Below are 12,667 nucleotides of genomic sequence, written 5' to 3'. Positions count from 1 at the left end.
AATCCCGGCGGGGGCCGACGCATATGCGCGGTGGTGTCGCGGTGAGCGTAGAACGCGCACCCCTGCGTTCGACCAGCCGGTTTGACCAGGTTCACTCGACAGGGTGAGACCGCCCGCGGGGTGGGCGGGGCGGGGCTGGGAAGGGTTCTTTCCCTTCGTCCGTTCCTTGGGAAGGACCACCGGGCCCACCGGAACGGGGTCGCTCGTGTTCCGGCACGAGGTCCAGCTCGGCCCACACCGTCTTGCGCGGCACCGGCCCCTCCACGACGCCCCACCGGTCGGCCAGGGCGTCGACGATCAGCAGCCCGCGTCCGCTCTCGCTGCCGTCGGGAGGGACCCGGGGCGAGGAGGCGGGCACCCGCTCGGCACGCGTGTCGGTCACCTCGACGCGCAGGACGCGGTCCGCGTCGGTGAGGCGCAGGGCGAGCAGGAAGGCCCGCCCCGGTACCCGGCCGTGCAGAGCCGCGTTGGCGGCGAGTTCCGCGACGACCTGGAGGGTGTCGCCGGCCACGCCCCGTGTCGCGTCGTGACCGCGCAACCACAGGGCGGCGAGCTCCCGCGCGAGCCGGGCCCCCGCCCGGGAGGGGTGCAGCTGCATGCCGAAGTCCCGTACTCCCGCAAGCGGTTGAGTATCGCTGTGGTCCATGTCACGGATCGTGGCCCCCTCTCGCATGTGGCGACCAGTGATTCCCCGCATGCGTACAGTCACTTTCCGTGGCGCCCCGCCCCCTGTAGGGAACTGTCCACGGGACACGGGTGAGGGCGCGCGGTCGCAGTGGCACAGGGGAGGCGAAGCGGTTGGCGACGGAAGTGAACGGGGTGCGGCGGCCCGCGGAGGACGGGGACGAGCCGGGCTGGGAGGTGGACCCGGACGACGAGTCGGGCGCGGCGGTGGTCGCGACGGTGGGGCGTCAGCTCAAGCTCCGTCGGGAGGCCGCCGGCCTGAGGGCGGCGGAGTTCGGCCGTCTGATCGGGTACGGCGAGGACCTGGTCTACAAGGTGGAGGCGGGCAAGCGGATCCCCAGGCCCGAGTACCTGGACAAGGCGGACAGGGCCTTGAAGGCGGGGGGCCTGATCGCCGCGATGAAGAGGGACGTGGAGGAGGTCCGGTATCCAAAGAAGGTGCGGGAGCTGGCGAAGCTGGAGGCCAGGGCGGTCGAGATCGGCGTGTACGCCAGCCACGGGATCCACGGCCTGCTGCAGACGGAGGGGCACGCGCGGGTCCTGCTGGAAACCCGACAGCCGCCGTACTCGCGGGACGAGGTGGAGCGAGGGGTGGCGGGCCGCATGGCCAGGCGCTCCGTCTTCGACCGGACGCCGTCTCCCTCTCTCAGCTTCGTCTTGGAAGAGGCAGCGCTGCGACGGCCGATCGGAGGCAGAATGGAGTGGCATCGGCAGCTCGAACGCCTGCTGGAGATCGGCCAGTTGCGCAGCGTATCGCTCCAGGTGATGCTGACGAACGTTGAGATCCACCCTGGATTGGGCGGGGGGATCGAAGTGCTGAAGTTCGTGGACGGTACGGCGATCGGGCGCTCTGACGGGGCGTTCAACGGTCGCGTGGTGTCGGATCCGAAGCAGATGCAGATCCTGGAACTGCGCTATGGCACGATCCGCGCGCAGGCTCTCACCCCGCGGGAGACGCTGGCCTTCATCAAGCGAGTGCTGGGAGAAACATGAGCATTGACACCTCTGCCGAGTGCGGCTCCTCGCTGGAGTGGACCAAGAGCAGCTACAGCAGCAGTGGCAATGACGCCGACTGCGTCGAGGTCGCCATCGCCCCTGGCGCCGTCCACATCCGTGACTCCAAGGACATCGACGGCCCCCGGCTGGCCGTCGTGCTCCGCGCATGGGTCGGCTTCGTGGGGTATGCGTCGCGACACTGACGGTATCCGCGGATGTCCCGTGCCCGGTCGACCGCGCGGGGTGTCCGCTTCCCTGTCGGGGAGGGTCACCCGACCCCACCCACCGGCGTCGGGTACACGCGTTCGATACAGGCCCACCGGCCCGCCCCCGGTGCCGGGTACGGCGCGGGGCCGGCCGCCAGGGGCGGAAGCGGCCGCGGAGCACCGGTCGGGCCGACGGCGCCGGGGTCAGGCCCCCCGGCGGAAGCGGGCGCTACGCTGCCGTACGAGCCCGGGGTGTCCCCTCCCGCACGGGCCTCGCGGGCCCGCCTCGCGGGCGCCCGCCCGCGCGCGCCGGTTTGATCGATACCGCCGCCGGGGTATTCTCTTCGGCTCGATTGGCGCACGCAGTGCCACGTGTGGCAGACTGTCCGGGTTGCTCGGTTGCGTGCCGATGCTGCGCGCCTCCCGCCGGGAGGACCGGAAGCGAGTCCCACAGTACTCGTCGTCCCTGCGTGGGGCGGACGTACGGGAATCTTCCGGGAAGTGTCAGCGGGGCGCCTACCAGGCACCCGGTGGGTGTCTTCCCCCGGACCGCGGTCCCAGGCCCGCACCCCCTTGGTTGGGAAATCCTTCGGGAGATCTTCGTAGAGGGAGTGCGACACGCCCGACCGCGTGGGTCGGAGAAGACAGAAGCTCACCAGGTTCCAGAGCGTTACGAGAGACAGGACTACTGAGTAGCCATGGCGGGACAGAAGATCCGCATCCGGCTCAAGGCCTACGACCACGAGGTCATCGACTCCTCGGCGAAGAAGATCGTCGAGACGGTGACCCGCACTGGTGCGTCGGTCGCGGGCCCGGTGCCGCTGCCCACTGAGAAGAACGTGTACTGCGTCATCAAGTCGCCGCACAAGTACAAGGACTCGCGCGAGCACTTCGAGATGCGCACGCACAAGCGCCTCATCGACATCCTCGACCCCACGCCGAAGACGGTTGACTCGCTCATGCGCCTCGACCTGCCGGCCGGCGTCGACATCGAGATCAAGCTCTGAGGTGACGCGCGAGATGGCTAAGAACATTAAGGGCGTCCTGGGCGAGAAGCTCGGCATGACCCAGGTCTGGGACGAGAACAACCGGGTCGTCCCGGTGACCGTCGTCAAGGCCGGTCCCTGCGTCGTCACCCAGGTCCGCACGAACGACAACGACGGCTACGAGTCGGTCCAGATCGCCTTCGGCGAGATCGACCCGCGCAAGGTGAACAAGCCCCTCAAGGGCCACTTCGCCAAGGCCGACGTCACCCCGCGCCGCCACCTGGTGGAGATCCGCACCGCTGACGCCTCCGAGTACACCCTCGGCCAGGAGATCACCGCTGCGGTCTTCGAGGCCGGCGTCAAGGTCGACGTCACCGGCAAGAGCAAGGGCAAGGGCTTCGCCGGTGTCATGAAGCGCCACAACTTCCGTGGTCTGGGCGCCGGTCACGGTACCCAGCGCAAGCACCGCTCGCCCGGTTCCATCGGTGGCTGCGCCACCCCGGGCCGCGTGTTCAAGGGCCTCCGCATGGCGGGCCGCATGGGCAACGAGCGGGTCACCACCCAGAACCTGACCGTCCACGCCGTTGACGCGGAGAAGGGTCTGCTGCTCATCAAGGGCGCGGTTCCTGGTCCGAACGGCGGCCTCGTCCTGGTCCGTACCGCGGCCAAGGGGGCCTGAGGTAACCGATGAGCACCATTGACATCCTTTCGCCGGCAGGCGACAAGGCCGGGACCGTCGAGCTCCCCGCGGAGATCTTCGACGCGAAGACCAGCGTTCCGCTGATCCACCAGGTCGTCGTCGCCCAGCTGGCCGCTGCCCGTCAGGGCACGCACAAGACCAAGACCCGTGGCGAAGTCCGCGGCGGTGGCAAGAAGCCCTACCGCCAGAAGGGCACCGGCCGCGCCCGTCAGGGTTCGACCCGCGCCCCGCAGTTCGCCGGTGGTGGCGTCGTCCACGGCCCCGTGCCGCGTGACTACTCCCAGCGGACCCCGAAGAAGATGAAGGCCGCCGCCCTGCGCGGTGCCCTCTCCGACCGGGCCCGCCACTCGCGTATCCACGTCGTCACCGGCGTGGTCGAGGGTGAGATCTCCACCAAGGCCGCCAAGACGCTGTTCGGCAAGATCTCGGAGCGCAAGAACCTGCTCCTGGTCGTCGAGCGCTCCGACGAGGCCGCGTGGCTCTCCGCCCGCAACCTGCCCCAGGTGCACATCCTGGAGCCGGGCCAGCTGAACACGTACGACGTGCTCGTCTCCGACGACGTGGTCTTCACCAAGGCCGCCTTCGAGTCCTTCGTGTCTGGCCCCAAGGCCGTTGAGACCGAAGGGAGCGACGCCTGATGACTGAGGCCGTCGTCACCAGCAAGACCTTCACGGACCCGCGCGACATTCTCGTCAAGCCGGTTGTCTCCGAGAAGAGCTACGCGCTGCTGGACGAGAACAAGTACACGTTCGTCGTCGACCCGCGCGCCAACAAGACCCAGATCAAGCAGGCCGTCGAGGCGGTCTTCTCGGTCAAGGTCACCGGGGTCAACACGATCAACCGGCAGGGCAAGCGCAAGCGCACCCGCACCGGTTACGGCAAGCGCGCCAACACGAAGCGCGCCATCGTGACCCTTGCCGAGGGCAACCGTATCGACATCTTCGGCGGTCCGACCGCCTAAGGGCGGTCTGGATCGTCCGAATATCGGACGAGGACTGAGAAATGGGTATCCGCAAGTACAAGCCGACGACTCCGGGCCGTCGTGGCTCCAGCGTCGCCGACTTTGTCGAGATCACGCGGTCCACGCCGGAGAAGTCGCTGGTCCGCCCCCTGCACAGCAAGGGCGGCCGTAACAACACCGGTCGTGTGACCGTCCGCCACCAGGGCGGTGGCCACAAGCGCGCCTACCGAGTGATCGACTTCCGTCGTCACGACAAGGACGGCGTGCCGGCGAAGGTCGCTCACATCGAGTACGACCCGAACCGCACCGCGCGCATCGCGCTCCTGCACTACGCGGACGGCGAGAAGCGCTACATCATCGCCCCCCGTGGCCTGAACCAGGGCGACCGGATCGAGAACGGTCCCGGCGCTGACATCAAGCCCGGCAACAACCTGGCGCTGCGCAACATCCCGGTCGGTACCACGATCCACGCGATCGAGCTCCGTCCCGGTGGTGGCGCCAAGTTCGCCCGCTCCGCGGGTGCCTCCGTGCAGCTGCTCGCGAAGGAGGGCTCGATGGCCCACCTCCGCATGCCGTCCGGTGAGATCCGCCTGGTCGACGTCCGCTGCCGCGCCACGATCGGCGAGGTCGGCAACGCCGAGCAGTCGAACATCAACTGGGGCAAGGCCGGCCGCAAGCGCTGGCTGGGCGTCCGCCCGACCGTCCGCGGTGTGGCGATGAACCCGGTTGACCACCCGCACGGTGGTGGTGAGGGCAAGACCTCCGGTGGTCGCCACCCGGTCTCCCCGTGGGGTCAGAAGGAGGGTCGTACTCGTTCTCCCAAGAAGGCGAGCAACAAGTACATCGTCCGCCGCCGCAAGACGAACAAGAAGCGCTAGGAGCGGGTTTAGATGCCGCGTAGTCTCAAGAAGGGGCCCTTCGTCGACGACCACCTGATCAAGAAGGTGGACACTCAGAACGAAGCCGGCACCAAGAACGTCATCAAGACCTGGTCCCGTCGCTCGATGATCGTCCCGGCCATGCTCGGCCACACGATCGCGGTGCACAACGGCAAGACCCACATCCCGGTGTTCGTCACCGAGTCGATGGTCGGCCACAAGCTCGGCGAGTTCTCGCCGACTCGCACCTTCCGCGGCCACGTCAAGGACGACCGGAAGTCGAAGCGCCGCTAACGCGGGGTGACAGACCATGACGAACGTGTCAGACACTGAAGGGACAACCATGGAAGCCAGGGCCCAGGCGCGGTACATCCGCGTCACGCCCATGAAGGCCCGCCGCGTGGTGGACCTCATCCGTGGCATGGACGCCACGGAGGCTCAGGCGGTCCTGCGTTTCGCCCCGCAGGCCGCGAGCGTGCCGGTCAAGAAGGTGCTGGACAGCGCCATCGCGAACGCCGCGCACAACTACGACCAGACGGACGCCTCCGCGCTGTACATCAGCGAGGCGTACGTGGATGAGGGTCCGACCCTGAAGCGGTTCCGGCCGCGCGCCCAGGGCCGCGCCTACCGGATCCGTAAGCGGACCAGCCACATCACCGTGGTCGTCAGCAGCAAGGAAGGAACCCGGTAATGGGCCAGAAGGTAAACCCGCATGGGTTCCGGCTCGGCATCACCACCGACTTCAAGTCGCGCTGGTACGCCGACAAGCTGTACAAGGACTACGTCAAGGAAGACGTCGCCATCCGTCGGATGATGACGTCCGGCATGGAGCGCGCCGGCATCTCCAAGGTGGAGATCGAGCGCACCCGTGACCGCGTCCGCGTGGACATCCACACCGCCCGTCCGGGCATCGTCATCGGCCGCCGCGGCGCCGAGGCCGACCGCATCCGCGGCGACCTCGAGAAGCTCACCGGCAAGCAGGTCCAGCTGAACATCCTCGAGGTCAAGAACCCCGAGGTCGACGCTCAGCTCGTGGCCCAGGCCGTTGCCGAGCAGCTGTCCTCCCGCGTCTCCTTCCGCCGTGCCATGCGCAAGAGCATGCAGTCGGCGATGAAGGCCGGCGCCAAGGGCATCAAGATCCAGTGTGGTGGCCGTCTCGGCGGCGCCGAGATGTCCCGCTCGGAGTTCTACCGCGAGGGCCGTGTGCCGCTGCACACGCTCCGCGCGAACGTCGAGTACGGCTTCTTCGAGGCCAAGACCACCTTCGGCCGCATCGGCGTGAAGGTCTGGATCTACAAGGGCGACGTCAAGAACATCGCCGAGGTTCGCGCCGAGAACGCCGCTGCCCGCGCCGGCAACCGCCCGGCCCGCGGCGGTGCCGACCGCCCGGCCCGCGGTGGCCGTGGTGGCGAGCGTGGCGGTCGCGGCCGCAAGCCGCAGCAGAACGCCGCTGCCGAGGCCCCCAAGGCCGAGGCCGCTGCCGCTGCTCCGGCTGAGAGCACCGGAACGGAGGCCTGACCGAAATGCTGATCCCCCGTAGGGTCAAGCACCGCAAGCAGCACCACCCGAAGCGCAGCGGTATGTCCAAGGGTGGTACGCAGGTTGCGTTCGGCGAGTACGGCATCCAGGCCCTGACTCCGGCGTACGTGACCAACCGCCAGATCGAGGCGGCTCGTATCGCGATGACCCGCCACATCAAGCGTGGCGGCAAGGTCTGGATCAACATCTACCCGGACCGCCCGCTGACCAAGAAGCCCGCCGAGACCCGCATGGGTTCCGGTAAGGGTTCCCCTGAGTGGTGGGTCGCGAACGTCAAGCCCGGTCGGGTGATGTTCGAGCTGTCCTACCCGAACGAGAAGATTGCGCGTGAGGCGCTTACCCGCGCTGCTCACAAGCTTCCGATGAAGTGCCGGATCGTTCGGCGCGAGGCAGGTGAGGCGTGATGTCGGCCGGTACCAAGGCGTCCGAGCTGCGCGAGCTGGGCAACGAGGAGCTTGTCGGCAAGCTCCGCGAGGCCAAGGAAGAGCTGTTCAACCTCCGTTTCCAGGCGGCGACCGGGCAGCTCGAGAACCACGGCCGGCTGAAGGCCGTCCGCAAGGACATCGCCCGGATCTACACCCTCATGCGTGAGCGTGAGCTCGGCATCGAGACGGTGGAGAGCGCCTGATGAGCGAGAACAACGTGACTGAGAAGACTGAAGCGCGCGGCTTCCGCAAGACCCGCGAGGGTTACGTCGTCAGCGACAAGATGGACAAGACCGTCGTCGTCGCCGTCGAGGACCGCGTCAAGCACGCCCTGTACGGCAAGGTCATCCGCCGTACGAACAAGCTCAAGGCGCACGACGAGCAGAACGCCGCGGGTGTCGGCGACCGCGTCCTCCTCATGGAGACCCGGCCGCTGTCCGCGACGAAGCGCTGGCGCGTCGTCGAGATCCTCGAGAAGGCCAAGTAATCACTTGAAGGGGTAACCCTTCAGGTTCGTTCCGCCAGGCTCGGTGTCCCGTGGGTTCGCCCACGGGCACCGGGAACCGGCAGACAATCAGGAGATAGACGTGATCCAGCAGGAGTCGCGACTTCGTGTCGCCGACAACACTGGTGCGAAGGAGATCCTTTGCATCCGTGTGCTCGGTGGCTCCGGTCGCCGCTACGCGGGCATCGGTGACGTCATCGTCGCCACCGTCAAGGACGCGATCCCCGGTGGCAACGTGAAGAAGGGTGACGTCGTCAAGGCGGTCATCGTTCGCACCGTCAAGGAGCGCCGCCGCCAGGACGGCTCGTACATCCGCTTCGACGAGAACGCCGCCGTCATTCTGAAGAACGACGGCGACCCTCGCGGCACCCGTATCTTCGGCCCGGTCGGCCGTGAGCTGCGCGAGAAGAAGTTCATGAAGATCATCTCGCTCGCGCCGGAGGTGCTGTAAGCATGAAGATCAAGAAGGGTGACCTGGTCCAGGTCATCACCGGCAAGGACAAGGGCAAGCAGGGCAAGGTCATCGCGGCCTTCCCCCGCGAGGACCGCGTCCTGGTCGAGGGTGTCAACCGGGTCAAGAAGCACACCAAGGCGAACCAGCCGGGCCGCGCCTCGCAGGCCGGCGGCATCGTCACGGTCGAAGCCCCCATCCACGTGAGCAACGTTCAGCTCGTGGTGGAGAAGGACGGCAACAAGGTCGTGACCCGCGTCGGTTACCGCTTCGACGAGGACGGCAACAAGATCCGCGTTGCCAAGCGGACGGGTGAGGACATCTGATGGCTACCACCACGACCCCGCGTCTGAAGACGAAGTACCGCGAGGAGATCCTCGGCAAGCTGCGTGACGAGTTCAAGTACGAGAACGTCATGCAGGTTCCGGGCCTCGTCAAGATCGTGGTCAACATGGGTGTGGGCGACGCCGCCCGCGACTCCAAGCTGATCGAGGGCGCCATCCGCGACCTCACCACGATCACCGGTCAGAAGCCGGCCGTCACCAAGGCCCGCAAGTCCATCGCGCAGTTCAAGCTGCGTGAGGGCCAGCCGATCGGTGCCCACGTCACGCTCCGTGGCGACCGCATGTGGGAGTTCCTGGACCGCACCCTGTCGCTCGCGCTGCCGCGCATCCGCGACTTCCGCGGTCTGTCCCCGAAGCAGTTCGACGGCCGTGGCAACTACACCTTCGGTCTCACGGAGCAGGTCATGTTCCACGAGATCGACCAGGACAAGATCGACCGGGTCCGGGGCATGGACATCACCGTGGTCACCACGGCGACCAACGACGACGAGGGTCGTGCCCTCCTCCGTCACCTCGGCTTCCCGTTCAAGGAGAACTGACCGTGGCGAAGAAGGCTCTGATCGCTAAGGCCGCCCGCAAGCCGAAGTTCGGTGTGCGCGCGTACACCCGCTGCCAGCGCTGCGGCCGGCCCCACTCCGTCTACCGCAAGTTCGGCCTGTGCCGCGTGTGCCTTCGTGAGATGGCTCACCGTGGCGAGCTGCCGGGCGTGACCAAGAGCTCCTGGTAATCAACCCAGTTGGGTTGATGCCAGGCTCTCGGTAAGCATCTGGTCGGCAGGGGCCCTTCTCCACATGCCGTAGGCTTGTGGGGTTGGGCGCCTGCCGCCCGTACGACTTACTACGCCGTAGGTCCCCGCACCGCACCCGTCCCGCCCATGAGCGGGGAGAGGGATGGCGCATACAGGAAACCCCGGCGAGAGAGGCCGAAGGCCAATTCATGACCATGACTGATCCGATCGCAGACATGCTTACGCGTCTGCGGAACGCGAACTCGGCGTACCACGACACCGTGACGATGCCGCACAGCAAGATCAAGTCCCACATCGCGGAGATCCTCAAGCAGGAGGGCTTCATCACGGGCTGGAAGGTCGAGGACGCCGAGGTCGGCAAGAACCTCGTCCTCGAGCTGAAGTTCGGCCCGAACCGTGAGCGCTCCATCGCGGGCATCAAGCGGATCTCGAAGCCCGGTCTCCGGGTCTACGCGAAGTCCACCAATCTGCCGAAGGTCCTCGGTGGTCTCGGCGTGGCGATCATCTCCACGTCGCACGGCCTCCTGACCGGCCAGCAGGCGCAGAAGAAGGGCGTGGGTGGGGAAGTCCTCGCCTACGTCTGGTAGTCGGGAACGGAGGAAAAGCCAATGTCGCGTATCGGCAAGCTCCCCATCACGGTTCCCGCCGGCGTGGACGTCACCATCGATGGCCGTACGGTCCAGGTGAAGGGCCCCAAGGGCACCCTCAGCCACACCGTCGCCGCGCCGATCGAGATCGTCAAGGGTGAGGACGGCGTTCTGAACGTCACCCGCCCCAACGATGAGCGTCAGAACAAGGCCCTGCACGGCCTGTCCCGCACGCTGGTGGCCAACATGATCACCGGTGTGACCCAGGGGTACACGAAGGCGCTCGAGATCAGCGGTGTCGGTTACCGCGTCGCCGCGAAGGGCTCCGACCTGGAGTTCCAGCTCGGCTACAGCCACCCGATCCTCGTCGAGGCGCCCGAGGGCATCTCGTTCAAGGTCGACTCGCCGACCAAGTTCTCGGTCGAGGGCATCGACAAGCAGAAGGTCGGCGAGGTCGCCGCGAACATCCGCAAGCTGCGCAAGCCCGACCCGTACAAGGCCAAGGGCGTGAAGTACGCGGGCGAGGTCATCCGCCGCAAGGTCGGAAAGGCTGGTAAGTAAGCCATGGCATACGGCGTGAAGATTGCCAAGGGCAAGGCCTACAAGGGCGCTGCTCTGAAGCGTCGCCACATCCGCATCCGCAAGAAGGTCTCGGGTACCGCTGAGCGTCCGCGCCTGGTCGTGACCCGGTCCAACCGTGGGATCACCGCCCAGGTCATCGACGACATCGCGGGTCACACCGTGGCGTCGGCGTCGACCCTGGACGCGTCCATCCGCGGCGGCGAAGGCGACAAGTCGGCCAAGGCCCAGCAGGTCGGCAAGCTCGTCGCCGAGCGCGCCAAGGCCGCCGGCGTCGAGGCTGTCGTGTTCGACCGTGGCGGCAACAGGTACGCCGGGCGCATCGCCGCCCTGGCGGACGCCGCCCGCGAAGCCGGCCTGAAGTTCTGAGCCGGTTCCGTAGCTCAGCGGAAAACGAAGAGAGGTAATTCCAATGGCTGGACCCCAGCGCCGCGGAAGCGGTGCCGGTGGCGGCGAGCGGCGGGACCGGAAGGGCCGTGACGGCGGCGCTGCTGCCGCCGAGAAGACCGCGTACGTTGAGCGCGTCGTCGCGATCAACCGCGTCGCCAAGGTTGTGAAGGGTGGTCGTCGCTTCAGCTTCACCGCGCTGGTCGTGGTGGGCGACGGTGACGGCACCGTGGGTGTCGGTTACGGCAAGGCCAAGGAGGTGCCGGCCGCCATCGCCAAGGGTGTTGAGGAGGCCAAGAAGCACTTCTTCAAGGTCCCGCGCATCCAGGGCACCATCCCGCACCCGATCACGGGCGAGAAGGCCGCGGGCGTCGTCCTGCTCAAGCCTGCTTCCCCCGGTACCGGCGTCATCGCCGGTGGCCCGGTGCGTGCCGTGCTCGAGTGCGCCGGCGTCCACGACATCCTGTCGAAGTCGCTCGGCTCGTCCAACGCGATCAACATCGTGCACGCGACCGTGGAGGCCCTGAAGGGCCTGCAGCGTCCCGAGGAGATCGCGGCCCGCCGCGGTCTGCCCCTCGAGGACGTCGCCCCCGCGGCCCTGCTGCGTGCGCGTGCCGGGGTGGGTGCGTAATGGCTCGCCTCAAGATCACGCAGACGAAGTCGTACATCGGCAGCAAGCAGAACCACCGTGACACCCTGCGTTCCCTTGGTCTCAAGGGCATCAACACGCAGGTCGTCAAGGAGGACCGCCCCGAGTTCCGCGGCATGGTGCACACCGTCCGCCACCTCGTGACGGTCGAGGAGGTCGACTGATCATGGCGGAGAACAACCCGCTCAAGATCCACAACCTCCGTCCCGCCCCGGGCGCCAAGACCGCGAAGACCCGTGTGGGTCGCGGTGAGGCGTCGAAGGGTAAGACGGCCGGTCGTGGTACCAAGGGCACGAAGGCCCGTTACCAGGTTCCGGAGCGCTTCGAGGGTGGCCAGATGCCCCTCCACATGCGTCTCCCGAAGCTGAAGGGCTTCAAGAACCCGTTCAAGACCGAGTACCAGGTCGTGAACCTGGACAAGCTCGCCTCCCTCTACCCCGAGGGTGGCGAGGTGACGGTCGCCGACCTGGTCGCCAAGGGCGCGGTTCGCAAGAACCAGCTCGTCAAGGTGCTGGGTCAGGGCGAGGTCTCCGTGGCGCTGCAGGTGACGGTCGACGCCGTCTCCGGCTCCGCCAAGGAGAAGATCACCGCCGCCGGCGGAACGGTCACCGAGCTCGTCTGAGCCTCGGCTTGACGTGAAGGCCTGGTGAGGCGCCTCAGGGCGCTTCACCAGGCCTTTCCCATGTTCCGGGCCCAGCGCCCGAGTTGGGGCCCCAGAGGCCCCGTACGCCCCGTACCGGGCCGTACGGGGCTTCCGTGCCCGCTGCGGCCGTCCCGCCCCCGGCGCCCCGCGCCGGCCGTCCCGCCCCGATCGCCCCGTCTTCGGCCGTCCCGTCCCGATCGCCCCCGCCCCGGCCGGCGCCGTACCGGACCGGGGAAGCGGAGGGGGAGGGGCGTCGCCCGTCGCGCCCGGGGTGCGGAGCCGGAGCGTCCCGTTCCGGGGGGCCCGCGCGGGTGGTCCCGGCCGTCAGGCCGGGTGGGGGACTCGTCCCGCTTGCGGGTGAACGTGGGGGTGGGAGCGGGGGTTCCGGCTGCCGGGTTC

General features: G+C 67.7%; 24 protein-coding genes. 23 read left to right on the top strand and 1 reads right to left on the bottom strand.

Features of this window, described 5'->3' with window-relative positions:
• Window positions 1-91: 91 nt before the first annotated feature.
• A complete protein-coding gene (locus tag IE106_RS03315) occupies window positions 92-646 on the bottom strand; it encodes an ATP-binding protein (protein ID WP_308427854.1) in 555 nt (184 codons plus the stop codon).
• Between the two features lie 152 nt (window positions 647-798).
• Between IE106_RS03315 and IE106_RS03310 the strand changes: the two genes are divergently transcribed.
• From IE106_RS03310 to rplO, 23 genes are all read left to right on the top strand, one after another.
• Window positions 799-1,677: a helix-turn-helix domain-containing protein gene (locus IE106_RS03310; protein WP_229839967.1), complete on the top strand. Its 879-nt coding sequence runs from the start codon at window positions 799-801 to the stop codon at window positions 1,675-1,677.
• Window positions 1,674-1,883, top strand: coding sequence for a DUF397 domain-containing protein (locus tag IE106_RS03305; RefSeq protein WP_189529683.1), 210 nt, complete (start codon window positions 1,674-1,676; stop codon window positions 1,881-1,883). The genes IE106_RS03310 and IE106_RS03305 overlap by 4 nt, the downstream gene beginning before the upstream one ends.
• A 701-nt stretch (window positions 1,884-2,584) precedes the next feature.
• Complete coding sequence (rpsJ, locus tag IE106_RS03300) at window positions 2,585-2,893, top strand: 30S ribosomal protein S10 (RefSeq protein WP_003948644.1); 309 nt, start codon at window positions 2,585-2,587, stop codon at window positions 2,891-2,893.
• A gap of 13 nt (window positions 2,894-2,906) precedes the next feature.
• A complete protein-coding gene (rplC, locus tag IE106_RS03295) occupies window positions 2,907-3,551 on the top strand; it encodes a 50S ribosomal protein L3 (protein WP_189529682.1) in 645 nt (214 codons plus the stop codon).
• 8 nt (window positions 3,552-3,559) lie between these two features.
• Entirely contained in the window at window positions 3,560-4,210 is a 651-nt protein-coding gene (rplD, locus tag IE106_RS03290) for a 50S ribosomal protein L4 (RefSeq protein WP_189529681.1), read from the top strand.
• Window positions 4,210-4,533: a 50S ribosomal protein L23 gene (rplW, locus tag IE106_RS03285; protein WP_023587028.1), complete on the top strand. Its 324-nt coding sequence runs from the start codon at window positions 4,210-4,212 to the stop codon at window positions 4,531-4,533. Before rplD ends, rplW begins: the two co-directional genes overlap by 1 nt.
• 41 nt (window positions 4,534-4,574) lie before the next feature.
• On the top strand, window positions 4,575-5,411 hold the full coding sequence (gene rplB, locus IE106_RS03280; protein ID WP_023587027.1) for a 50S ribosomal protein L2: 837 nt from the start codon (window positions 4,575-4,577) through the stop codon (window positions 5,409-5,411).
• A 12-nt stretch (window positions 5,412-5,423) separates the two neighbouring features.
• A complete protein-coding gene (rpsS, locus tag IE106_RS03275; protein ID WP_003974263.1) occupies window positions 5,424-5,705 on the top strand; it encodes a 30S ribosomal protein S19 in 282 nt (93 codons plus the stop codon).
• A 49-nt stretch (window positions 5,706-5,754) separates the two neighbouring features.
• Complete coding sequence (gene rplV / locus IE106_RS03270; protein WP_189529680.1) at window positions 5,755-6,102, top strand: 50S ribosomal protein L22; 348 nt, start codon at window positions 5,755-5,757, stop codon at window positions 6,100-6,102.
• A complete protein-coding gene (gene rpsC / locus IE106_RS03265) occupies window positions 6,102-6,929 on the top strand; it encodes a 30S ribosomal protein S3 (RefSeq protein ID WP_023587025.1) in 828 nt (275 codons plus the stop codon). The genes rplV and rpsC overlap by 1 nt, the downstream gene beginning before the upstream one ends.
• A 5-nt stretch (window positions 6,930-6,934) precedes the next feature.
• Complete coding sequence (rplP, locus tag IE106_RS03260) at window positions 6,935-7,354, top strand: 50S ribosomal protein L16 (protein ID WP_017949658.1); 420 nt, start codon at window positions 6,935-6,937, stop codon at window positions 7,352-7,354.
• Window positions 7,354-7,578 (top strand): 50S ribosomal protein L29, encoded by a 225-nt coding sequence (rpmC, locus tag IE106_RS03255; RefSeq protein ID WP_071273166.1) that lies wholly within the window; start codon window positions 7,354-7,356, stop codon window positions 7,576-7,578. Before rplP ends, rpmC begins: the two co-directional genes overlap by 1 nt.
• A complete protein-coding gene (gene rpsQ / locus IE106_RS03250; protein ID WP_031129706.1) occupies window positions 7,578-7,862 on the top strand; it encodes a 30S ribosomal protein S17 in 285 nt (94 codons plus the stop codon). Before rpmC ends, rpsQ begins: the two co-directional genes overlap by 1 nt.
• A 100-nt stretch (window positions 7,863-7,962) precedes the next feature.
• Window positions 7,963-8,331: a 50S ribosomal protein L14 gene (gene rplN / locus IE106_RS03245; RefSeq protein WP_003956455.1), complete on the top strand. Its 369-nt coding sequence runs from the start codon at window positions 7,963-7,965 to the stop codon at window positions 8,329-8,331.
• A 2-nt stretch (window positions 8,332-8,333) separates the two neighbouring features.
• Window positions 8,334-8,657 carry a 50S ribosomal protein L24 gene (rplX, locus tag IE106_RS03240; RefSeq protein WP_189529679.1) on the top strand — a complete coding sequence of 108 codons (324 nt, stop codon included), beginning with the start codon at window positions 8,334-8,336 and terminating at the stop codon, window positions 8,655-8,657.
• On the top strand, window positions 8,657-9,214 hold the full coding sequence (rplE, locus tag IE106_RS03235; protein WP_189529678.1) for a 50S ribosomal protein L5: 558 nt from the start codon (window positions 8,657-8,659) through the stop codon (window positions 9,212-9,214). Before rplX ends, rplE begins: the two co-directional genes overlap by 1 nt.
• Before the next feature lie 2 nt (window positions 9,215-9,216).
• Window positions 9,217-9,402, top strand: coding sequence for a type Z 30S ribosomal protein S14 (locus tag IE106_RS03230; protein ID WP_003956452.1), 186 nt, complete (start codon window positions 9,217-9,219; stop codon window positions 9,400-9,402).
• 209 nt (window positions 9,403-9,611) lie between these two features.
• Window positions 9,612-10,010 (top strand): 30S ribosomal protein S8, encoded by a 399-nt coding sequence (gene rpsH / locus IE106_RS03225; RefSeq protein ID WP_010473942.1) that lies wholly within the window; start codon window positions 9,612-9,614, stop codon window positions 10,008-10,010.
• A gap of 21 nt (window positions 10,011-10,031) precedes the next feature.
• Window positions 10,032-10,571, top strand: a complete 540-nt coding sequence (gene rplF / locus IE106_RS03220; RefSeq protein ID WP_189529677.1) for a 50S ribosomal protein L6 — start codon at window positions 10,032-10,034, stop codon at window positions 10,569-10,571.
• A 3-nt stretch (window positions 10,572-10,574) separates the two neighbouring features.
• Window positions 10,575-10,958 carry a 50S ribosomal protein L18 gene (rplR, locus tag IE106_RS03215; protein ID WP_010473938.1) on the top strand — a complete coding sequence of 128 codons (384 nt, stop codon included), beginning with the start codon at window positions 10,575-10,577 and terminating at the stop codon, window positions 10,956-10,958.
• Window positions 10,959-11,001: 43 nt separating this feature from the next.
• Window positions 11,002-11,607: a 30S ribosomal protein S5 gene (rpsE, locus tag IE106_RS03210; protein ID WP_189529676.1), complete on the top strand. Its 606-nt coding sequence runs from the start codon at window positions 11,002-11,004 to the stop codon at window positions 11,605-11,607.
• Window positions 11,607-11,789, top strand: coding sequence for a 50S ribosomal protein L30 (gene rpmD / locus IE106_RS03205; RefSeq protein ID WP_010473936.1), 183 nt, complete (start codon window positions 11,607-11,609; stop codon window positions 11,787-11,789). The genes rpsE and rpmD overlap by 1 nt, the downstream gene beginning before the upstream one ends.
• A gap of 2 nt (window positions 11,790-11,791) precedes the next feature.
• On the top strand, window positions 11,792-12,247 hold the full coding sequence (gene rplO / locus IE106_RS03200; protein ID WP_010473935.1) for a 50S ribosomal protein L15: 456 nt from the start codon (window positions 11,792-11,794) through the stop codon (window positions 12,245-12,247).
• Window positions 12,248-12,667: the final 420 nt, after the last annotated feature.

Source organism: Streptomyces roseolilacinus (genome assembly GCF_014649335.1).
GTDB classification, from domain to species: domain Bacteria; phylum Actinomycetota; class Actinomycetes; order Streptomycetales; family Streptomycetaceae; genus Streptomyces; species Streptomyces roseolilacinus.
This window is presented reverse-complemented; position numbering and strand designations above follow the sequence as displayed.